At 40.5% G+C, this 21,134-nt stretch carries 16 protein-coding genes and 1 pseudogene; 9 read left to right on the top strand and 8 right to left on the bottom strand.

Annotated features, from left to right (window positions below; translation table 11 throughout):
- Nucleotides 1-52 precede the first annotated feature (52 nt).
- Nucleotides 53-2,074, bottom strand: coding sequence for an oxidoreductase (locus tag EHQ64_RS15680; protein ID WP_135650746.1), 2,022 nt, complete (start codon nucleotides 2,072-2,074; stop codon nucleotides 53-55).
- A 131-nt stretch (nucleotides 2,075-2,205) separates the two neighbouring features.
- Complete coding sequence (locus tag EHQ64_RS15675) at nucleotides 2,206-3,726, bottom strand: 2-isopropylmalate synthase (RefSeq protein ID WP_135650745.1); 1,521 nt, start codon at nucleotides 3,724-3,726, stop codon at nucleotides 2,206-2,208.
- Between the two features lie 98 nt (nucleotides 3,727-3,824).
- Between EHQ64_RS15675 and EHQ64_RS15670 the strand changes: the two genes are divergently transcribed.
- On the top strand, nucleotides 3,825-4,163 hold the full coding sequence (locus EHQ64_RS15670; RefSeq protein WP_135650744.1) for a hypothetical protein: 339 nt from the start codon (nucleotides 3,825-3,827) through the stop codon (nucleotides 4,161-4,163).
- Nucleotides 4,164-4,321: 158 nt separating this feature from the next.
- Here EHQ64_RS15670 and EHQ64_RS15665 read toward each other — a convergent pair whose 3' ends face one another.
- The gene (locus EHQ64_RS15665) at nucleotides 4,322-5,035 is read right to left on the bottom strand and encodes a queuosine precursor transporter (RefSeq protein WP_135650743.1); all 714 of its coding nucleotides are present in this window, start codon (nucleotides 5,033-5,035) and stop codon (nucleotides 4,322-4,324) included.
- A gap of 152 nt (nucleotides 5,036-5,187) precedes the next feature.
- On the opposite strand from EHQ64_RS15665, the gene EHQ64_RS15660 reads away from it, so the two are divergent.
- Both EHQ64_RS15660 and EHQ64_RS15655 read left to right on the top strand, forming a co-directional pair.
- The gene (locus EHQ64_RS15660; protein ID WP_135650742.1) at nucleotides 5,188-6,783 is read left to right on the top strand and encodes a glycosyl hydrolase family 18 protein; all 1,596 of its coding nucleotides are present in this window, start codon (nucleotides 5,188-5,190) and stop codon (nucleotides 6,781-6,783) included.
- Nucleotides 6,770-7,705: an L-threonylcarbamoyladenylate synthase gene (locus EHQ64_RS15655; protein WP_135650741.1), complete on the top strand. Its 936-nt coding sequence runs from the start codon at nucleotides 6,770-6,772 to the stop codon at nucleotides 7,703-7,705. Before EHQ64_RS15660 ends, EHQ64_RS15655 begins: the two co-directional genes overlap by 14 nt.
- A gap of 108 nt (nucleotides 7,706-7,813) precedes the next feature.
- On the opposite strand, the gene EHQ64_RS15650 is transcribed toward EHQ64_RS15655, so the two are convergent.
- On the bottom strand, nucleotides 7,814-9,526 hold the full coding sequence (locus tag EHQ64_RS15650) for a S49 family peptidase (RefSeq protein WP_135650740.1): 1,713 nt from the start codon (nucleotides 9,524-9,526) through the stop codon (nucleotides 7,814-7,816).
- A 128-nt stretch (nucleotides 9,527-9,654) separates the two neighbouring features.
- Here EHQ64_RS15650 and uvrA point away from each other — a divergent pair, with 128 nt between their 5' ends.
- Together uvrA and EHQ64_RS15640 are read left to right on the top strand one after the other, a co-directional pair.
- Entirely contained in the window at nucleotides 9,655-12,486 is a 2,832-nt protein-coding gene (gene uvrA / locus EHQ64_RS15645; protein ID WP_135650739.1) for an excinuclease ABC subunit UvrA, read from the top strand.
- Between the two features lie 11 nt (nucleotides 12,487-12,497).
- Nucleotides 12,498-13,562, top strand: a complete 1,065-nt coding sequence (locus tag EHQ64_RS15640) for an acyl-CoA dehydrogenase middle domain-containing protein (protein ID WP_135650738.1) — start codon at nucleotides 12,498-12,500, stop codon at nucleotides 13,560-13,562.
- Here the strand turns inward: EHQ64_RS15640 and EHQ64_RS15635 are convergent.
- Both EHQ64_RS15635 and EHQ64_RS15630 read right to left on the bottom strand, forming a co-directional pair.
- Nucleotides 13,559-14,578 (bottom strand): cation diffusion facilitator family transporter, encoded by a 1,020-nt coding sequence (locus EHQ64_RS15635; protein WP_135650737.1) that lies wholly within the window; start codon nucleotides 14,576-14,578, stop codon nucleotides 13,559-13,561. The two genes, EHQ64_RS15640 and EHQ64_RS15635, sit on opposite strands and share 4 nt — an antisense overlap.
- A gap of 20 nt (nucleotides 14,579-14,598) precedes the next feature.
- Nucleotides 14,599-15,630, bottom strand: coding sequence for an OmpA/MotB family protein (locus tag EHQ64_RS15630; protein ID WP_135650736.1), 1,032 nt, complete (start codon nucleotides 15,628-15,630; stop codon nucleotides 14,599-14,601).
- A 137-nt stretch (nucleotides 15,631-15,767) separates the two neighbouring features.
- On the opposite strand from EHQ64_RS15630, the gene mgtE reads away from it, so the two are divergent.
- Nucleotides 15,768-17,162 carry a magnesium transporter gene (gene mgtE / locus EHQ64_RS15625; RefSeq protein ID WP_135650735.1) on the top strand — a complete coding sequence of 465 codons (1,395 nt, stop codon included), beginning with the start codon at nucleotides 15,768-15,770 and terminating at the stop codon, nucleotides 17,160-17,162.
- A 36-nt stretch (nucleotides 17,163-17,198) separates the two neighbouring features.
- Nucleotides 17,199-17,843 (top strand): LA_2219 family laminin/E-cadherin/plasminogen-binding protein, encoded by a 645-nt coding sequence (locus tag EHQ64_RS15620; protein ID WP_135650734.1) that lies wholly within the window; start codon nucleotides 17,199-17,201, stop codon nucleotides 17,841-17,843.
- Between the two features lie 279 nt (nucleotides 17,844-18,122).
- On the opposite strand, the pseudogene EHQ64_RS20490 reads toward EHQ64_RS15620, so the two are convergent.
- Nucleotides 18,123-18,356, bottom strand: a pseudogene (locus EHQ64_RS20490) (transposase); the annotation flags it as partial.
- 1,137 nt (nucleotides 18,357-19,493) lie between these two features.
- Here EHQ64_RS20490 and EHQ64_RS15610 point away from each other — a divergent pair.
- Nucleotides 19,494-19,955 carry a transposase gene (locus tag EHQ64_RS15610; protein ID WP_135650733.1) on the top strand — a complete coding sequence of 154 codons (462 nt, stop codon included), beginning with the start codon at nucleotides 19,494-19,496 and terminating at the stop codon, nucleotides 19,953-19,955.
- Between the two features lie 61 nt (nucleotides 19,956-20,016).
- Here the strand turns inward: EHQ64_RS15610 and EHQ64_RS15605 are convergent, their stop codons facing one another.
- Nucleotides 20,017-20,268 carry a helix-turn-helix domain-containing protein gene (locus EHQ64_RS15605; protein WP_246048799.1) on the bottom strand — a complete coding sequence of 84 codons (252 nt, stop codon included), beginning with the start codon at nucleotides 20,266-20,268 and terminating at the stop codon, nucleotides 20,017-20,019.
- 144 nt (nucleotides 20,269-20,412) lie between these two features.
- On the opposite strand from EHQ64_RS15605, the gene EHQ64_RS15600 reads away from it, so the two are divergent.
- Nucleotides 20,413-21,132, top strand: a complete 720-nt coding sequence (locus EHQ64_RS15600; protein WP_135650732.1) for a hypothetical protein — start codon at nucleotides 20,413-20,415, stop codon at nucleotides 21,130-21,132.
- The last annotated feature ends 2 nt before the right edge of the window (nucleotides 21,133-21,134 follow it).

Below are 21,134 nucleotides of genomic sequence, written 5' to 3'. Positions count from 1 at the left end.
ACCTGCCTCCGAAGAGACGGGTATGAAATCATTCTAAGTGATTGTACTTTTTTTAGTTTTGTTCGGTACCGATCCGAGTTGCCGCTAAATAACCATCTAACATGGCACGTTTTGCGTCTATTCCGGAGGAATCTTTTGCTCCTCCGATCAAATGCGCAGGAGTTTTTCTTTCCTTTATGAATGTTTCATACAGAGAAGAATCGCTCGTTTGTCCGGCACAAAGAATGATAGAATCGCATTCGATTGTTTTTGCTCCATCCTTTTTGGTCTCTACCACGAGTCCTTTATCGTTCACTTCTTTATAAGTGAGGGAAGAAAGAAAATCCACTCCTTTGGATTGTAATTCTTGTAGAAGTGCCCAAGAAGTAGTAGCTCCAAGACCCGCACCCACTTTTCCATTTCTTCTGAAAATAGAAACTTTTCTGTGGGCAGTTTCCGGTTTAATCTGAGCCTCGGTGTAAGAGTTTACATTATAACGATCGAAGTAAGAAGGAATATCAGGATCTTTCTCTTCTGTGAGTTTATGGGCAACGTCCACTCCAATGCCCCCACCTCCGATGATTGCTACGTTCGAGCCAGCTTTAAAGGTTCCGTTTAGAAACTCCACATAACTTGCATGAGGTTTTTTCTCTATACCCGGGAGATTTGGATTTCTAGGTAAGACTCCTGTAGCAAAGATCACCGCATCCGGCTTTAATTCATCCAGAAGTTTCAGATCCGCCTTAGTATTTAAACGAATATCCACTCCAAGTATAGGAAGTTCATTTTTGAAATATCGGATCGTTTCAAAAAATTCGAATTTACCTGGGATTGCAGCGGCAAGGTTTAACTGGCCACCAAGACGATTGGAAGCTTCGAGTAGAATGACTTCATGTCCTCTGAGTGCTGACACTCTTGCAGATTCCATTCCGCCGGGACCGGAACCTACGACTACGACCCTTTGTTTTTTAGCCTGAGGAAGATGTTTCCATTCTAATTCTCTATTTGCAGAAGGATTTACGAGACAAGAAACCATTTCTTCTTTGAAAGTATGATCTAAGCAGGCTTGGTTACATGCGACGCAAGTATTCACTCTTTCCGTTTGGTTTTCTTTAATTTTATTTACGATGTCTGCATCCGCTAAGAAAGGTCTTGCCATACTCACGATGTCCGCTTCTCCAGCATTCAATACTTGGATGATGGTCTCCGGCATATTGATCCTATTAGAAGCGATGATCGGGATCCCAGGAACTGCTGTTTTTATTTTACCTGCAATTTTTGCCCAGGCTCCTCTTGGAACAAGCTGAGAGATCGTAGGTATTCTGGACTCATGCCAACCGATCCCTATATTTAAAGCATCTGCACCTGCAGCTTTTAATTCTTGTGCGAGTGAGATCACTTCTTCAAAAGTTGGATTACCAGGGATGAGATCGATCCCTGACATTCTTACGATTACTGGAAAACCCGGTCCTACTTGTTTACGGACCTCTTTCATTGTTTCGATCGCGAATTTTCTACGGTTCTCAGGAGTTCCCCCGAATTCGTCGGTTCTTTTATTCGTAACTGCGGAGAAGAATTGATTAACCAAGTATCCTTCCGAAGCCATGACTTCGACAGCTCTGAATCCTACTTGTTTTGCGCGTAACGCAGAAGATCCAAAATCTCTGATGGTTCTCCAAGCATCTTCCGTAGAAAGTTCTTTTGGTATGAATCGATTGATTGGAGCACGAAGTGGGGAAGCTCCTACAAGTTCTCTATGGTATGCGTATCTTCCCGCGTGAAATAATTGGGCGCAGAAAATTCCCATTGGCTTCAAAGCAGAAGCGACTAACTCTAGTTCCTTACAATCTTCTTCCTTTTGAAAATCGAAAAAGATATTGGAGCCTTTTCCTTCTGCGTTAACCGAAATTCCACCGGTAGTAATGAGTCCGACTCCACCTTCAAATCTTCTGCCATAGAATGCTGTCATTCTATCCGCGGTTTCCGGCATTCCTTCCAGGCCTAAGTGCATGGAACCCATGATGATACGATTTGAAATTGTTTCGTCTCCGATGTGAATCGGGCGAAAGATTGGGGAAATATCTAAAGAAGACACACAGTTCACCTTTCTATATATAGTAGTAGAACACTCGTTCTACTACGAAAGGTTCTCTTAGAAATGAGAAAAGGCAACGGTTTTTCTAGGAATTTTGAAAATAGATACCGAACATGATTCGGCAAAATTTCTTAATTCAAAGAGAAACGATTTAATGCGGAGATGTACGCTTGAGAACAAGCCTCAATTATATCCGTTGAGCTCGCTTTTCCTACGACTCTTTCTCCATGTTTTTCTAAAGTAACGGAAGCCTCTGCAAGTGCGTCTTGTCCTTCCGTTACTGGAGAGATGACAAGTTTAATAAGCTCTACATCTCCACTCAGAGTTGCCTTTTGGATCGCTTTGAATATGGAATCCACGGGTCCGTCTCCAGTCGCGGATTCTTCCTGGGTTTTCCCTTCAATAGATAAACGGATACTTGCAGTAGGAGTGCTCTTCGTTCCGGTTGTTACATGAAAACTTTCTAATACGAATTTATCTGTGGAAGATTTTCTAGACTCGTCAGCAAATAATGCTCTGATATCCTCATCGAAAATTTCTTTTTTTCTGTCTGCGATTTCCAAAAATCTTTGGTAAGCTGCTTCTAATTCTTCCGGGTGAGGGCTGAATCCTAAACGAACGATCCTGTCTTTAAAGCCGGCTCTTCCACTATGACGTCCGAGGACCATTCTGTTAGATTGGATCCCAACACTTTCAGGAGTCATGATCTCATAGGTTTCTCTATTCTTCAAAACTCCGTCTTGGTGGATCCCGGACTCATGAGCAAAAGCGTTTGCTCCTACAACCGCCTTATTCGGTTGGACTACCATTCCAGTGATCGTTTTAACAAGATAAGAAGCCTTTGCGATCTCTTCTGTTTGTATCCTGGTTTGGATGCCGAATTTATCCTTACGAGTTCTAAGAGCCATTACCACTTCTTCCATCGCAGTGTTACCAGCTCTTTCTCCGATCCCGTTGACAGTACATTCTACCTGCCTTGCTCCGTTTAGGATTGCGGCTAAACTATTAGAAGTAGCAAGTCCTAGGTCATTATGGCAATGAGCGGAGAAGATTGCCTTCTCGCTTCCTTTCACATTTTGGATCAGGAACTTGAACAGTTCTCCATACTCATATGGTGTAGTATATCCTACAGTGTCCGGAATATTGATCGTGGTCGCTCCTGCTTCTATCACCGCTTCACAAAGTTCTCTTAAGAACTCAGGCTCCGAACGAGTTGCATCTTCCGGAGAAAATTCCACATCTTCTACGAAGTCCCTGCAGATCTTAACTGCTTCGATCGCCATTTTTAAAACTTCGGAAGGTTCTTTTCCTAGTTTGAATTTCATATGGATCGGGGAGGAGGCGATAAATGTATGAATTCTTTTTTTCTGAGCCGGTATGATTGCTTTTGCCGCAGCTTCTAAATCCGGGCGAACTGCCCTTGCGAGTGCTGCGATGATTGGACCTTCTACTTCTCTAGAAATCCTTTGAACTGCTTGGAACTGGACCGGGGAAGATACCGGGAATCCTGCTTCGATCACATCCACATTCATTTTGGCGAGTTGGAGTGCGATCTCTATCTTCTCATTCTCGCTCATTGCCGCACCCGGGCATTGTTCTCCGTCTCGGAGAGTGGTGTCGAAAATCCGAACAAAATCCAAATTTGAGTTCATATGCTTGGAAAACTTCCCTAACTCCAAAATTATAGTCTGAATCGGGCCGTAAACCCAATTACTGCCGATCCTTAGGCTTTTGGAGATTAGACCGGAATATGAAAGAAGACTCTCTCAGATTCTATGCAGCCAGCTTAAAAGCGGAGGATTGTGCGCTTACCGCCAAACTTTACTCGGATCTTTTCGGGGGAGAAGTTATTGTTTCAGGAGCGGGGCATGCCGAGGTCGTTTTCCCGGAAAATCAGAAAGTGGTTTTTAGTAAAGAAACAGAAGAATGCCCTGTTTCACCAGGGACCTTAGTTTGGAAGCTCACAAAAGAGAAGGTAAGCGCTTTCGAAACGAAACTTTTAAGCTTTGGCTTTGAGAAGGAATCCAGAACAGAAAAATACTCTTCTTACTTGGATCCTTGGAAAAACCGAATCTGGCTATATTATTAAAACGAGTCGCCCTAAACTCAGTATTCTCAGTGGTTTTTGTGTGAACGTGAAAATATATTAAATTATTTCGCACAGAGGACACTGAGATCACTGAGAATATTAACTGTTAAATCGACCTTAACTCCGTGTTCTCTGTGATCTCAGTGTGAAGCCCAAAATCAGCCGGGATAAGGTTGGACTTCCTCTTTTCCTTCTTTGAGAGCTTCTTCTGCCATTTTATGAGCGTCTTCTCCCAGATACCTTTCGATCAAATAATGGGCTAAGTAGATAAGCGGTGTGATCCCGATCGCAATGAAGATCTTATAGAAGAAGTTGGTATAAGAAATGGAATTTAAAACCTCAAACTCATAGGTTCCCCAATACGCCACAAAGATAACGACATAAGAGTCCAATAGTTGGGAGAAGATCGTAGATCCGGTCGCTCTCAGCCATAATAATTTATTCTTAGTCTTCTTTCGGATCAAATGGAAGACTTGGATGTCTACGAGCTGCCCGATCAAGTAGGCTACAATGGAGCCGGTAATGACTTGGCCGGTATTAAAAAAGACTACCTGAAAAGAGTGATCGTCCACAGGAGAATTTCCCGCTGCAGGGATCGCCATATCCAATTGCAAAAGGAAGAATGCGAGGACGATCATCACCATTCCTACAAGAGTGAGATATCTGACTCCTCTTCTTCCATAATACTCATTTAGAAGGTCGGTTACTATAAATGTGATCGGAAAAGGGATCACTCCTAAGGTCATGGTTAATGCCTTATTTCCTATCGCAACTTGGAACCATTTGGAGCCGGTCACTTCTGCCATCAAAAGAAAGGTAATGAAGATGGAACCTAAAACGAAAAAAAGTTTGAAGGGCCGGGTAAACTGCATCTTGGGAAAAATTTCGCGAATTTTGTCTCTGTCAATCAAAGAACAGGCTCAAAACCCACAAAGGTTTGACAGAGAGAACATGTATAAATCACTGGAAGTCAGTCGGTGCTTTACTTTTGGCCCCCGCGATTCGATAAATATATAGAGCTCAAATGAATCCAAACGATGAACCTTACACCCCAGAGGACTTAAGCCGTCCTGTTCCATATCAACCGAAAAAGCAGCCTCTCTGGCAAACAAGCCTTGTGAGCCTGACCTGGTTCGTACTTTCCGGAATTTCCTTTTATCTTGGCCTGCAAGCCTTAAAGGCAGATCCAAAAACTGCTTCTCTTCCTACAGAGAATCAAACAGTCCAATTTCAAAATACTACTTTGAAATCGGAGCTGGAATTGGCTCCGGAAGGCGCTTGGGATTCTTGGAAGAAATGGTGGAACTCCAACGTAAGTTCTTCTGAGTCTGAGAATTCGTCAGGAACAACGACTACATCTTCTTCCAATCAAGAGACTGAGGATGAGGTAGCATTTCGTGCTTCTACTTGGTTCTCAGATTATGAGGCAATGAAGCGTACGGTTCATCTTTATAATGAAATCCATCCTTTTATCTACGGTTTTAAGGGAAGAGAAACCAATAGCGGAGATCTTTACTCTCTATGGGGTTCCGCTCAGAAACATGCCCGAGTCGCAGAGCTTAAATCTCTAAATCCTAAAGTGAAGATCATTCCTACTATTTTCCGTTGGGAAAATAAGAATGAGAAGATCTCTGAAAATATCGGATTGAACGGACGTAACGATATCCGTGATAAACATATCCAGAATATTCTATATGAAGTAGACACTTACAATTTCGACGGGATCGATATCGATTACGAAGGAATGAGCTGTGAGAAGAAGGAAAAATTCGAAGAGTTCATCGTTCTTCTTTCTAAAGAGATCCATAAACGTGGAAAACTTCTTTCAGTCGCGGTTCACCCTAAAACTTCCGCAAAAAAGACCAGCCAAAAGGCATGTAAGGGTCTAAAAGAAAAAATTAATATGGACTTCGCAGAAAACTGGAGAGGTCCGATGACACATGATTATGCTTTCTTAGCAAAGCATGCGGATCGTGTGAAGGTAATGGCTTACGAATTACATCCTCGCAAGTATAGAAATCCGGGACCTGGACCTCAGGCTCCGAATGTTTGGATCCGTAATATCATTACATACGCTAAAGAAAGAGTTCCTGCTAAAAAATTGTATATGGCGATCCCGACTTACGGATATGATTGGGCATTAAATTGTAATGCTAAGATCAAATCCGTTTATTGGTCGGATGCTCTCAAACGCCAACAGTTAGGTGTGACTAAACAACCGACAAATATCAGCCAGGTCTTGGCGGATAATAAGAACTCAGGTTCTTGGACGAACCTTTCTAAATTTAGCTGGGTTCATGAAGGAAAAACCTACGAGGATCCTAGTATTTGGTATAAATCGGAAGGTTGTGACCGTGTAGCATTCTTCATGAACAGAAAAGCTTTTGAAGAGAAAATGACTCTATTAAGATCTTATGATATAGGTGGATTTTCTTTCTGGCAGTTGTTGTCCGATAACGATCCAGGGATTAACGATTATCTGGAATTATTGGTTACGAATAAACTTCCTCCAGTTCAAAAAGCGAAACCACCTGTTTCTCCAACTCCTGATGTAAAACAAGCTCCTCCAGAAGAAGGTCAGGAAGAAGCTAAGAACTCAGAGGAACTTGTCAAAAAGTAAAAATACGATCCTCACAGAAGATTCCTCCCTTGCCGCAAAGGTATTAAAAGAGGGGGGAATTGTTCTATTTCCTACCGAAACCGTTTATGGGATCGGAGCAGATTCCCGAAACCTCTCCGCTTGTTTAGAAATTTATAAAATCAAAAACCGCCCGGCGGATAATCCTCTGATTGTTCATTTGGGAAATCCCGGAATGATCCAATTGATCGGAGAGGTCTCCGACTCGGTTAGAAGCCTCATTTATAAATATATGCCGGGGCCTCTAAGCCTTGTATTAAAAAAAATAGATGAATCGGTTTTCTCAACTGGACTTCCCACAGTTGCAGTCAGAGTTCCTTCTCATCCAAAAGTTTTAGAGATGTTATCCTTTTTCGGAGGTCCAGTTTCTGCACCTTCTGCAAATCTTTCCGGGCAACCTTCTATTACTAGATTAGAAGATGCAATCTCTGAATTTGACGGGTTAGTGGATTTGATCCTAAAAGGACCTGAGCCTGAGATCGGATTGGAATCTACTGTAATGGATTTTTCAGTGGATCCGCCTAAACTTCTAAGACCCGGATATTGGGGATTCGAAGAGCTCAAAAGATTTGTTCCAAACCTTATCGGAGTTTCTTCTTTAAAAGATGGGGAAACTCCAGCAAGCCCTGGAATGAAATACAGACATTATGCTCCAACGGCGAAAGTATTTCTCACCGAGACTAGAAGTCCTGAATCAGAAACAGCTGCAATAGGGATAAATATTCCAAGCGGTTGGAAGTTCTCTCTAAGCGTGAAAGACAATTCTGAGTATATGAAACATCTCTATTCTTTTTTTAGAGACTGTGATCGTCTCGGGATTAAGGAAATCTACTGTTTTCCTCCTGCAAATGAATCAGGAGAAGAAGCGATCCTCAACCGTATTTTAAAGGCTCAGGAACGTTAGAAGCCGCAGGCTTGCTTAAACTCTGTGTTCTCAGTGATCTCTGTGCGAACCTAAAAAGTTTTAAATATTTTTCGCACAGAGGGCACAGTGATCACGGAGGAGCGCTATCTAAAACTCGGATAATTCCTTGGCAATCTCGGATTGATGTAGAATCTCCAACGGATTTTGTTTCGGATCTTTTTTCAGTTTAGAGAAAAGATTCCATCCAGACATTTGAAGTCCGGGTTTTAGATCTTGGATCAAGTCTTTCCAGCTATATGTTCCCGGAAGATATCGTATATCGATCTTTGAGGATTTTAATTGTTCTTTTAGTTTTTGTAATGTATCTAGAAGTGTATCGCAGGAATCCAAGAAGCCTGATTTTTGGAAAGTTTTTCCGATGAAAACCCTTCCTTCCCCGTATTTGTTCTCTAATTCTTTGAAGGAAGTTTTTCTTGCTTCGATCACTCTGGAATAAAATAGATCTCTGGATCTTAATACTTCTTGTTTTAAGAATTTTTCAGACTTTGGAGAAAGTTTTCCATATTCGGATAAAATGTCTCTATGAGGATAGAATCCGATCCTTTCTTTTTTAATCCCGAATTTATCGTACAATCCTTTTAACTCGAATCTCATCATAACTGCACCGATCGATCCTACAATTGAGTAAGGAGTTCCGTGAATGGTTTCCGTAGCACAGGAAAGATAATAACCTCCGGAAGCGGCTACATTCAATATGTAAGTAATAACGGGTTTTTCTTTAGAAAGTTTTTTGATCTCTCTATACAATAATTCGGAAACGAGTGCACTGCCTCCTGGTGAATTCATTTCTAAAACGACTGCGGAAACTTTTGGATCTTCTCTTAATTCTTTGAATAGTTCTTGGTAATAACGGAAAGAAACTTGTCTAGAACGGAAATCTTCTTCCCTTCCTAAGTCGGGGAGTATATTTCCTTGGATGGGTAGAACCGCTACGATCGGAATTCTTTTAGAGATCAGATTGAAATTTGATTTTTTATGATATAGCCGAAAACCTTTGGCACTCAACTTTTTATATTTAGGTTTATCCGTTTCCTGCTCTTTTTTATAATTCTCGAATAAATAATTTTCTTCAAATTCATCTTCTTCTAAAAGTTCAGTCAAGAATCCGATTTTCTGTAACTTCTCCGCTCCTATGATCGGTTCTTCTAATACTTTCAGATCCAAGCCGGAAGATCCTGAAAAGGATTCGGTAAGTAAATTTGTGTGGTCCGTTAATAAGGTTTCTAAATTTTTTCTTGCAGGGGCAGAGAAGGAAGTTCTTTGGAAAGTTTCTCCAAATGCTTTAAAGGCACCGCTTGCGTATGCTTCTACACCTACACCGAATTTTTTAGCGGCTCCTCCAAAAAAGTAGGGCTCTGCGGAAGGTAGGATCGGGAAAAACTCAGAAGCAGAAGATGCGTATCTATATTTGCAATAGGATAGTAGAAGTAATGCTTTAGTGCCTCCTCCTAAACAAAAACCGGAAGTCTCTATCCCTTTTTCGTTTAAATTCTGGATAGCCTCACAGATATTCCAAACTTCTCCAAAACCGTATTCAGGATTGGAAATATGGAAAGAAATTTTCTTTAGTCCCGGGACCTTAGTTAGAGCCTTTAGTCCTAACAGAAAATCTACCAAGAAGGGAGCTTCTTCCCTAGGGACCAAAAACTTTACAAAGAAAGATTTTTTATCAAAAGAGAAAGAAGAAGGAATTTCTAAATAGAAATGATCTCCCTTACGGATCGTCCAAGAAAGGATACGAAATCCTTGGAACAAAATCCGAACCGGTAAAAATATGAGAGAGAATAAAATTCTGAACATTGGAAATTCCTTTTGGCGACCAAAGTAAAACCGCGTTTTATTCCGGAAAACGTAAAATTAAAAAAGGAAAACCGCTTTTCAGCCTGGCTTTCCGGAAATTATCTGAAACCAAAGAGAGGGTTATAGATTTGGATCATATCCGCATCCGAGGCGCTCGGGAGCATAATCTTAAAAATATCAGTTTGGATATTCCTCGAGATAAACTCGTGGTAATCACCGGACTTTCAGGTTCGGGGAAATCCTCTCTTGCATTCGATACGATCTATGCGGAAGGCCAAAGAAGATATGTGGAAAGTCTATCCGCATATGCTAGACAATTTTTAGGCCAAATGGAAAAGCCGGATCTTGACTTGATCGAAGGGCTTTCTCCAGCAATCTCTATAGAACAGAAAACTACACATCGTAATCCTAGATCCACTGTAGGAACTGTTACTGAAATTTACGATTATCTTAGATTATTATACGCTAGGATCGGCAAACCTCATTGTCCGATCTGCAGCACTCCGATCCAATCTTTATCCATTGATCAGATCACGGAAAGGATCCTGAATTTTCCGGATGGAACAAAGATCCAACTCTTAGCACCTATTGTTTCCGGAAAGAAGGGTGAGCATAAAGATGTTCTGGAGAAGATCAGAAAAGACGGCTTTAATAGAATTCGTCTGAACGGTGAGATCAAAACTTTGGACGAAGAGATCGTTCTGAAAAAAAGTTTTAAGGCAACGATCGAGATCGTAGTGGATCGATTGGTAATCAAAGACGGGATACGCTCCAGGTTGACTGATTCTGTCGAAACAGCTTTAAAACAGTCGGAAGGAATGCTTCTTTTAGATGATGGAAAGAAGGACCATACATTTTCCCAAAAACTATCCTGTCCGAATCACCCGGAAGAATCTCTTCCTGAACTTTCTCCCAGATTGTTTTCCTTTAACTCTCCATTTGGGGCCTGTGAAACCTGTGATGGTCTCGGGAGCCTTTTGGAATTTGATGAAGATCTGCTCATCACAGATCCGGAACTTTCTCTTGTGGAAGGTTGTATCGAAGGTTGGGCAGGAGCAAAGAGCAACAGTTACTGGTTCTTAACTACAGTCCATTCTCTTGCGAAAAAACTAAAATTCGATTATAATACTCCTTGGAAGGATCTTCCTAAAAAAATTAGGGATACGATCCTTTATGGGGATAAAAATCTCAAGATAGACTACGATTTCAGAAATGAACAATCTCATTATGAGTTCAGTCGTGAATTTGAGGGAGTGATCCCGAATCTAAAAAGAAGATATAAAGAAGGCTCGGAAGCTAGACGCCAACAATTAGAAGGATATATGACCAACCATCATTGTCCTTCCTGTGAAGGAAAACGTCTGAAACCTGTCAGCTTAAACGTAAAAGTAAATAATCTTACCATTGATAAATTTTCCGGATTCAGCGTAGAGAAGGCATTGGACTTCGTAAAATCTATGAAACCTAAAGGAAGCGAAGAGGTGATCGCAAAGCCTATTCTGAAGGAGATCCAACAGAGACTTACTTTCTTAAACGATGTCGGTGTAGGATATTTAAGTTTGGAACGTTCTGCAGGAACATTATCCGGAGGAGAGGCTCAAAGGATCCGTCTCGCAACTCAGATCGGCTCTAGACTGCAAGGTGTATTATATATTTTGGATGAACCTTCTATCGGTCTCCACCAGAGAGATAATACTAAGCTCGTAAATACTCTCAAAGATCTAAGAGATTTGGGAAATACTGTTTTAGTCGTTGAGCACGACCAAGAGACTATGGAAGAGGCGGACTGGTTGATCGATATGGGGCCAGGCGCAGGTGTTCATGGAGGAACAGTGGTTTGTTCCGGAACTCCTGAAGAAGTTGCTAAAAATAAAAATTCACTGACTGGAAAATATCTTTCCGGAAAAGAAGTGATCACTGTTCCAAAGAGCTTAAGAGCTGGAAACGGCAAAAAACTCAAGATCGTAAACGCGAAAGAAAATAATTTAAAGAACGTAAGTGTGGAGATCCCACTTGGAAAACTCATCGTTGTGACAGGAGTTTCTGGGTCCGGAAAATCCACATTGATCAATGATATTTTATACAACGCAGCAGCTCATAAAGTAATGAAGATGAGAACTGTTTGGGGAAAACACGAAAAGATCACTGGTTTGGAAGAAATCGATAAGATCATCAATATAGATCAATCCCCGATCGGAAGGACTCCTAGATCCAACCCGGCGACTTATACCGGGCTCTTTACCGTTGTTCGAGATATGTTCGCTCAGTTGGAAGAATCTAAACTGAGAGGTTATTCTCCGGGAAGATTCAGCTTTAACGTAAGCGGTGGAAGATGTGAAACCTGCGAAGGAGATGGGATTCTAAAGATCGAAATGCATTTTCTTCCGGACGTATATGTCACCTGCGATGTATGTAAAGGAAAACGATACAATCAAGAAACATTAGAAGTTCGTTATAAAGGTAAGAATATTTTCGAGATCTTAGAGATGACTGTAGAAGATTCTATTCCTTTCTTTGAGAATATTCCAGCGTTAAAACGAAAACTAGAGACTTTGGCTGAAGTAGGTTTAGGCTATATTAAATTGGGACAACCTGCGACTACATTCTCAGGGGGAGAAGCCCAGAGGATCAAACTTGCCTCCGAACTTTCAAAACGTCCGACTGGAAAAACTTTATATATCCTGGACGAACCTACTACAGGTTTACATTTCGAGGATGTTCGCCATTTAATGTCTGTTCTGCATACTCTTGTGGATCGTGGAAATTCTATGATAGTGATCGAGCATAATCTAGATGTGATCAAACAAGCGGATTGGATCATAGATCTAGGTCCGGAAGGCGGAGAAGGCGGCGGAAAAATTATCGCAGAGGGAACTCCTACAGAAGTAGCAAAGGTCAAAGAGTCTTTTACCGGTCAGTATTTGAAAAAAGTTTTGTCTTCCGGGAAAAAGGCAGGTTAAGTTCTTCTTAGATGAAAGATTTAAAAGCTAAACTTAATTCTTTCCCTCCAGGGGAATTCAGATCCGTTTATAAATCCTCTCTGCCGGAAATCGCTAAGGCGGGACTTTTTCAAGCCCTTAATGAAGGCGGTTTTAGAGAATTTCATGAGAAATTAGTCTTACTTCCTTCTTTTCCTCATGGGATTGGAGTAGGTGTAGGGCTTATGGCCCAAACGAATGTTGCCGGTAAGATCTTAAAACTGGTGATCGGTTCTGAGAATGGAGCATCCATCAAAGAAGGATCTAAAAAGCTCGCATTAGAGATACAAGATAGACTTGTGAATGGTCTGGGTATTTTAGGACTTGGGGTGAGTGAACCCGGATGGATGGGAAAACTCACCAATCTAAAATCTACCGCAAAAATTTTACCGAGCGGTGAGATAGAATTAAGTTTTCATAAAGGATTTGTTACGAACGGAGCGGATGCTGAAGGTTATCTGATCGTAGCAAAGGATGAAGAAAAAAATCTTTTCGGAGTCTATTATATTCCGAGAGACTTTCCCGGATTAAAATTAGAAGAATTTCATTTGGATTTTGCTGCGGAAGCTACACATTGTAAGATCCAAGGTGAAAAGTTAGTTATTCCTTCCGATCATCATTTTATAGAAGATTACTCCAAACTGGGTGCAGATATTCATCTTTCCGAGATGTTATCCGCTGCGGTCCTATTTTGCGGATCTATCCGTAAGATCGTAGCGGACCTGAGCCACGGGGGGGAATCTAGAGAAAGATTCGCAGTTCTCGGAAAACTTTGGGATTTGAGCGGATTATTATACGGAAAATGTTTAGAAATTTCTGATAAAAAAGATAAGGATCCTAACTATAAGATAGAAGAAGATCATCCTTATGGTTACGAAGCAATTTTAGACGAATGTTTTACGATCCTGGATTCTATCCCGAATTTTAATAGAAAGACATTATATCCAGATCTTGCTTTATTCTCTTCCATTCATCCTGCAAGAAGTCCAGTTTATATCAAAAACAGACTGAAACAATCCAGAGAATGGAGAAAGTTCGGGAATTTAAAAGAATCTTAATGATGGTGATGATCCGGATGATCATGGGTATGATGGTGATGGCCCCATTCTTCCGAATCTATATCGTGTAAGGTTTTCGCGATAATTCCGTCGATCGTATGAGTAGAAGATAGATCTTCTAACTGGATATAGATCTGCTCGAATTTCCATTCTCCTCGTAAAAGTTCGTAAGCTTCTTTCAAGATCGTTTTTGAGTTTGAAACATTCGGAATTTGTAATCTAAATGCGCAAGCATGAATTCCCTTGGTTAATGTCCAAGTATGAGCAGAAAGAACTGATTCTACTCCTTTGATACGCAATAGATCCTTTTTTAAATGATCCCATTCTTCGAAAGTAGGAGAGGATTCTAAAAGTATAAGAAGACTTTCCTTTAGAATAGTAAATGCTGCTCTAAGGATGAATACAGAAAGAATTAAACTTAATAGAGGATCGATCCAGGTCCAAGAAAAGAATTTTATCAGGATCGCACCGACAAGGACAGCAATTGTTCCGAATAGATCATTAAGAACATGAAGGTAGGCAGTTCTAAGATTGATATTTCCGGAAGAGATACTTTTTAAAAGCCAAACTGAGATCAGATTGAATCCGATGGTTCCTAAGCTGAATACTAACATGGATTCGGTGATTATTTCTTGATGGTGGGTGAATCTTTGGACCGCTTCATAAATAATATAAACGGACATTCCGGAGATTAAGATTGAATTGATAAAGGCAGCGAATACTTCTACGCGGAAAAATCCAAAATTCATCTTTGCATTCGGTTTTTTGTCTGCGACAAGTACTGCAAAGATACTTAATAGAAATGCGAATGAGTCTGAGATCACATGCCCGGCATCCGCGAGCAACGCTAAACTTTTACTTTGTGCGGACCCGAATAATTCCCAGGAAAAGATCCCTAAGGAAAGAAAGAACGCAAATGCGAGACTACGTAATGTATCCTTTCTTTTCGGTCTCAGGATTGTCTGACGACCGAAAGGTTCAAATGAGGATACGGAAGAATTTACCTTGTTTGCCAATGATATTCGAAATGCGGAAATTAATGGTTCTTGCCGCTTTGAGGTTCTAAAACGATATCGACTCTTCTGTTTAAAGCCCTGTTTTCAGGAGTATCATTGGATACTACAGGTTGGTGTTCTCCATAACCTGCGGCTGAAAAATTTCTAGCGTCCAGATTTTTACTTTCTAATAAAAATCTAAGAACGGATAAGGCTCTCTCTGTTGATAGTTGCCAGTTATCGTTGAATTTTTTGGTTTTGATCGGAATATTATCCGTATGTCCTTCTACGATAATCAGGTTTCCTGAATATTCTGCCAAGATCTCTTTAATTTTTTCGAGAGCCGGAAAGATCTGTTTTTTTAAGTCTGCGGATCCTGAGTCAAAGGAGATCTGATCGTCGATCTGGATAATAAGTCTGTTATGAGAACGTTTTAAGCGGATCTGTCCTTTAGCGATCTCGCCGGATAATTTAGACTCTAATTTATTTGCCTGTTCTGCTAAACGATTCAGTTCTCTTTTTTGATCTTCGTTCAGGTTTTTGAGTTTGGAAATACTGTCTTCCAACTCTTTGTTTCTGGCTTCCAGGCTTGCGATCTTTGATTCGTATTCCCGCTTCATCTCATCCATTTTGCGGATACAATTCAGTCTTTCTTTTTCTAGTTCTGATTTGAGTTCCGAGATCAGATCCTGGTATTTTTTGTTCTGTCTCTCATTTTCTTCGATCAGTTCTTTTTCTTTGTTACCACTCTTGGTTTTTAGGAGTGCGATCTGATTTTCTAAGGATTTTATGAGTTCGCTGAAGAGTTCCTTGTCCCTTTCTCGGAAGGTTTTCTCGCCTTGGAGCTGTTCTTCCAATTTTTGGATCTGAGCGTCCAGGCCCAATTTCTCTTTTTTGTAGTTTTCTGTCTCGTTCCGATAACGAAGTCTAAGGGAATCTAACTCGATCTTGAGAGTGGCGTTCTCGTTGAATAATTTATTGTATTCCCAAGGGAAATAAAATGCGTCCGAAAATGCCGGGACCGAAAATAATAGTAGAAGAACTGGAGTAAGTCGAAAAAGGAACTGTTTCATAGTCTGATAGGCGGATACAGGTTCTATTCTAAGGCTACTAGGCCACCGTCAAATGAAAAACTCTTGGCTCGAAATCAGGAAATTCATTGAACCGATAAAATATATCAGGATTCTGTCAAAGGGGGAGGATGCCGAAAATGGACGAAACAAATAGCACTAAGGAAACTTCTTCCATAAAAGCAAATCCGCAATCCGCGGATTGGATGGAATCCTTCTTTGAAAAAATAGAGAAAAAAGACAGCAAGTATCTCTTAAATTTTACCACATCCAATCACCCAGCGGATATCGCCGAAGTCCTGGAAAAACTGGATATCGACGACGCATTTTACGTATTCAAACTTTGTGATTCCGAACAACAATCCGAGATCTTAGTAGAGTTTGACGAAGATCTTCAGGCAGAACTGATCTCCCGTCTAAATATGAAGGAGATTTCTCCGATCGTCGAAAACCTGGAAACCGACGATGTAACCAATCTGATCTCCGAAATTCCAAAGGCTAAGGCGGAGGAGATCCTAAATTCCTTGGATCGAGAGGATTCTTCTCAAATCCGTAAACAATTGAATTTCCGGGAATATACAGCCGGTCGTTTGATGACCACTGAATTTGCCTCAGCATATGAAACGGATACTGTGCGTAAGGCGATTATCAAATTGAGAAGGATCGCCAAAGAGACGGATGATATTTATCTACTCTATGTAACAGATTCTGAAAACCATCTGAAAGGATTTATCAAACTCAAGGATCTATTCTTAGCTCCTTTAAACCAGAAAGTAGGCCGCCTAGTTAAAGAAGAAGTATTCTCGATCCATTATGATACGGACCAGGAACAAGTGGCGAGAATGTTCCGAAAATACGATATGGTCTCCGCCGCGATTGTGGACGATCTGGATCGGATCATCGGTAGGGTCACAGTAGATGATATCTTGGATATCGTTCAAGAAGAGGCTTCCGAAGACATCTTAAGGATGGGGGGAGTTTCGGAAGAGGAGAGGCTCAATACTTCTATCTGGGACTCTATTCGAAGAAGACTTACCTGGCTTGTGATCAATTTAGGAACAGCCGTAATCGCGGCTTCTACCGTGGCTGTATTTCAGGACACGATCCAATCTTTCGTACTACTTGCGAGCCTTATGCCAATCGTAGCCGGTATGGGCGGAAATGCGGGGACTCAATCGATCACGGTTGTTGTCCGAAACATCGCGACTGGGGATCTGAGCCAGGCAAACTGGACTGTTGGGTTCAAGAAAGAAGGGATCATCGGTGTAATTAACGGGCTCACGATCGGTGCGATCACAGGGGTCGCAGTATTTTTTTATACGGGAAAACTTGCGCTCGCGATTGTTATTTTCTTAGCAATGCTTGCCAATCTGATCGTTGCGGCACTCGTCGGGGCTTGTATCCCGATGTTATTAAAGGTCTTGGGAATCGATCCTGCGATTGCGTCTTCCATTTTTGTTACAACAACTACGGACGTATTCGGGTTCTTTTGCTTCTTGGGCCTTGCCACACTGTTCTTGCAATATTTGGTATAGAGTAAAATTTTCGCTTATGAATAGGAGAAGTTTTTAATGTTTCGAGTTTCGGCCTACCGAACTATTTTCACCGGTTTTATCCTCTTAATTTGTTTATCCTTAGTTTCCTGTTCTAGTACTGGAACTGTTACAAATCAAACTCCTGAGACTCCAAAGGGAGAAAATCTACCGAATCCAGGTGGAGAGAATGAGGCAGTTATAGACGAGGAGGGGAATGAGGTCAAGATCACAACTACTGATCCGACTTCCTTTCAGGCTCAGTCCAAGGACACTTCTGAATATTTCAGAGTTCATATCACTAGTGATTCCTATAAAATGAGACAGATCCGAGGATCCAAATATATTCGCAGAAAAGTGGATAAGGGCGGGGACGCTCTCATTAGTGAAGAATTATTAAAATATAATAGAGTTAATTTTATCGACGATGGGATCATCTTAGTGATCTTAAATGGGAACACCGGTGCTGTAGAAACTATCCGTTTTAATACGAGGGTTCCTAGGATCAATAATCTTGCTAAGATCATCCAGAACGACGTGACTCGTTGGTCCATGGAACATTCTGAAGAAAAACCGGTAGTAACAAAGTATCAGATCCATTATACAATTCGTTTGGAAAATAAATCCAATACGACTAGAGACACTGTGAAAGAAGATCTCAAAAACGAGGTCAAGAAGAAATAATTTATTCTTTACAATCCGCACAGGATTTGATACGTCTGCAAGAAAATGAAAGTGAGTAGAGGGATTAGCAGAATGCTTACTGCTAATCCCTCTACTCACACCTGAATCAGAATTTTTTGACTTCTTAGCTGTTTCTAAGTCACTACTTCCTTCTATCTCAACAACTCCAATCTTCTCCCGCCACTTAGCAACAAGCGCATCGAGTCCAAATACTTTTAGATTCCTGTAAAAACAGAATTCATTTAGATAGAGTTGTGAATACTGCGGCTTTATATACCCGTAAGATGAGAATGCTTGTTTGATTACTCTATGATTTCCTTCTGCATATTGAACATGAACTCCGTCCTTACTCCATCTGTTTCTGGCCCACCGATGTCGTTTGTCTTTGGAATGAGCTGTATGATTCACCATTCTATGATTTCTATATACCGAAAGCCACGGGTATCCGCTATCTGTGAAGATCGCCGTATTGTCTGGGATGCTTCTTCTGAATAACGGCCCCAGAGTATTCATCTTTTGATTCGGTACTGAATCGAGTATTAGTGCTCCGTTACTGGCTGCAATCGTATGCACTAGTGTTCCGATCTGTTTTCCACCGAGTTTATCGCTCATGTATATAGAAGCTGTTAAACCCTTAGATCTGTGCCTTTTACGGCCTTTATTTGCTCGTTGAGATGCAGAGTAGAGGACCATTGTATCCGCGTTTGTGATCGTTTTATGTTTAAGCGCTTTTTGCAGGATTTTCTTCTTAAAGTCTTTGGCTTGGGTGACCGCGTTTTTGGCTAGTTTTGAATTAACTGACTTTTGGGATTTTCGTCCGTGAATCTGTATTTCTTCGTCTTCTTCTGGGAGTCGGAATTCTTTGTATTCTTGTTCGAGTTGGGAATACAGCAGTTCTTGGAATGCTTCTCTTTGATCGCTTGCAAAGAGTTGGATCCTGCGCTTGAGAAGCAGCGCAGATTTATACGAGATTCCGGTTTTCCTAACTATCTCGGCGGCTGTTACTACCTTTGGACTTTGTTTATATGATTCATCTAATACATATCCGAATATCCAAAGCGGTAATTTGAAATGATGCAGGGGAGTATATGAAAGTCTGGATGCTTGGTAGTGGCAAATCTCGCAGCGGATTAAGTAATCTCTTGTACTGATCGTCTTCGTTAATTGGATATTGCAGGTTGGACAGAATTTTGGGTAGAAGTTATCTAAGAAGTATGTTGTTATGCTTTGGTAATATTTAAAGTTTATTGGGCCTTCTATATCGCATTTGTGCGGATTAGAATGGAAGAATATGGATCTTTTTAACAAGTTCTGGGACAGTATGTATGGATGACCGGAATTCATATCTTTTAGTATTTAAAGATGCTTTTTGGATTAAATGTTCGTAAACAATAAATAAAGTAGATTTTTCTTATATATTCTCTCCTGGATTTGGGCTCGAAATTTAACTAAAAAATGTGTCGGGTAAATTTCGCTAAGAGCAAGAAATTAGCCGGATTTTATGCCTGATCTGATCCCTGATCTAAATTTTATGGGTTTTTGGACCTTTCTATAAATACTCGTATTCAGTTAGGTATATTAGTTAAAATTTTTGATTATTTAGTTTAAAATGCAAGAGACTCATCTCTGTATAATGTCGATTGGGGATGTATGAAATCGTTATCATTGGCAGAGAGTGTAATGTTAATCATGACGCCCTTGCCTGATGACCTTTGGGAATCTGTAAAAGTTAAGATAAAGGGAAAGCAGGCGGCAAATTCTAATCCATTAGGTGGGCGGCCCAAAAGCAATGATAGACATATCCTCGCAGGGATCGTTTATCGCATGGAACACGGTATTTCATGGAAAGATTTACCGGCAAGATTTGGTAAGCGTTCCACGATTCATTCTCGATATAAGAAGTGGTTGTTAGATGGAACTTTAGAGGCGTGCAAGACTACAATTCTACAATATTATTTGGATCGCTTTCAAATAGAACTTAATTGGAATGTTTTAGAAGGAGAAAGGGTAAAGAGGAGAATTAAAAAATTAGATGACTTCGAGGAAGACGAAATACCTGATACGATACCCTTACCAAAGTTTAGAATAATTGATCCTTTCACTGAATTATAGAAATCTGATCCCTGATCTAAATTTACGGGTTTCTGGACCTTTTTAAAAGACTATTCCTAATTTATTTCTTTTTGCCTTTCTCATCGCTGCCAGAGATCGCGACATTTATTAGTTCTTTCGGGTGTACCCCTAATGCATTTGCTATTTTGAATAAACTTTCCAGATTTGGCGCGCTAAATCCTGACTCAATTTTTTGGTAAGTTCTTACTCCCATAAACGGACCTGAAATCTGCTCTTGAGTTAAATTCTTTTCAATCCTCAAGTCCTTTATTCTTTTACACACTCTGTTTTTGAAGGTGGAATAATCCATCATTTAGTATTTTAACGGAATACCGTCAAAAAGGCCACGGACATAAAGACGCGTCAAAATATACGTGTTGACGTTTTGACCAGTTGCACTATCTTTTGATTAATGATACCAAAGGCTATGGTAAGTGGCTAAATATAGGGGTGAAAAATGTATAGATTATCCTTGGCGTTTATTTTATTTATTAATTTATTTTTAAGCTCCTGTTCTTCTCTTCCTGGAAGACTTTATTCCAAATTAGATGAGAAAGAAAGTTCCGTAGTTGTTTGCCTTGAATATCTAGATGGAAAGAAGGAAGCCCTTAGCCAAATATTATCCGACCTTCCAGTTGATGAGCGGAATCTGTTACAACAATCCAACGCAAAGATACAAAGCGTTATTCCAGTATTTACTTATTATGAATACAATGGTTCTGGCGGTATGGCTTATTCTTTTGGCGGTCAACTTTCTTATTATCAATCTACCGAGCAAATTCTTAGTTCAAGAGAAGTAGTAGATTGGAAATGTGTGGAGCGAATACGTGCGGAAGTTGATCGCAAATTCGAACAAGCAGCACTGATGTACGAAATTAACCCTAATAATATGGGGCCAATCTGGTTGAATATAAAGAAGGCGACTGATATTTATTCAAAGTTATTTGCATCAATCTATAATAAATCTGAATTCTTGAAAGCATATTTGTTTCTTCCATATGTATACGGAATGAGCAGGAGCGGAGCTAATTACGCTTTTGCGTGCGAGTTTTTAGAAGTTGCGGGAGCTGCTTCGATAAGTGGGTATAAATCTAGTATCGACCCAATGTTGAAGCAAGCATTTGCATCAAATGGATATATGATCTTGGGTCTTTCAAAAAGATCAAGATGTCCATAAAA

The sequence above is a fragment of the Leptospira sarikeiensis genome, assembly GCF_004769615.1.
In the GTDB taxonomy this organism is placed as follows: Bacteria; Spirochaetota; Leptospiria; order Leptospirales; family Leptospiraceae; genus Leptospira_B; species Leptospira_B sarikeiensis.
Note: the sequence above shows the minus strand (reverse complement) of the source record. Positions and strands in the feature narration are given on the sequence as shown.

Coding starts and splice junctions, on each gene's coding strand:
- EHQ64_RS15675 (WP_135650745.1), bottom strand. CDS start 3,726: ATGAACTCAAATTTGGATTTTGTTCGGATTTTCGACACCACTCTCCGA.
- EHQ64_RS15670 (WP_135650744.1), top strand. CDS start 3,825: ATGAAAGAAGACTCTCTCAGATTCTATGCAGCCAGCTTAAAAGCGGAG.
- EHQ64_RS15665 (WP_135650743.1), bottom strand. CDS start 5,035: ATGCAGTTTACCCGGCCCTTCAAACTTTTTTTCGTTTTAGGTTCCATC.
- EHQ64_RS15660 (WP_135650742.1), top strand. CDS start 5,188: ATGAATCCAAACGATGAACCTTACACCCCAGAGGACTTAAGCCGTCCT.
- EHQ64_RS15650 (WP_135650740.1), bottom strand. CDS start 9,526: ATGTTCAGAATTTTATTCTCTCTCATATTTTTACCGGTTCGGATTTTG.
- EHQ64_RS15640 (WP_135650738.1), top strand. CDS start 12,498: ATGAAAGATTTAAAAGCTAAACTTAATTCTTTCCCTCCAGGGGAATTC.
- EHQ64_RS15630 (WP_135650736.1), bottom strand. CDS start 15,630: ATGAAACAGTTCCTTTTTCGACTTACTCCAGTTCTTCTACTATTATTT.
- mgtE (WP_135650735.1), top strand. CDS start 15,768: ATGGACGAAACAAATAGCACTAAGGAAACTTCTTCCATAAAAGCAAAT.
- EHQ64_RS15620 (WP_135650734.1), top strand. CDS start 17,199: ATGTTTCGAGTTTCGGCCTACCGAACTATTTTCACCGGTTTTATCCTC.
- EHQ64_RS15610 (WP_135650733.1), top strand. CDS start 19,494: ATGAAATCGTTATCATTGGCAGAGAGTGTAATGTTAATCATGACGCCC.
- EHQ64_RS15605 (WP_246048799.1), bottom strand. CDS start 20,268: ATGATGGATTATTCCACCTTCAAAAACAGAGTGTGTAAAAGAATAAAG.
- EHQ64_RS15600 (WP_135650732.1), top strand. CDS start 20,413: ATGTATAGATTATCCTTGGCGTTTATTTTATTTATTAATTTATTTTTA.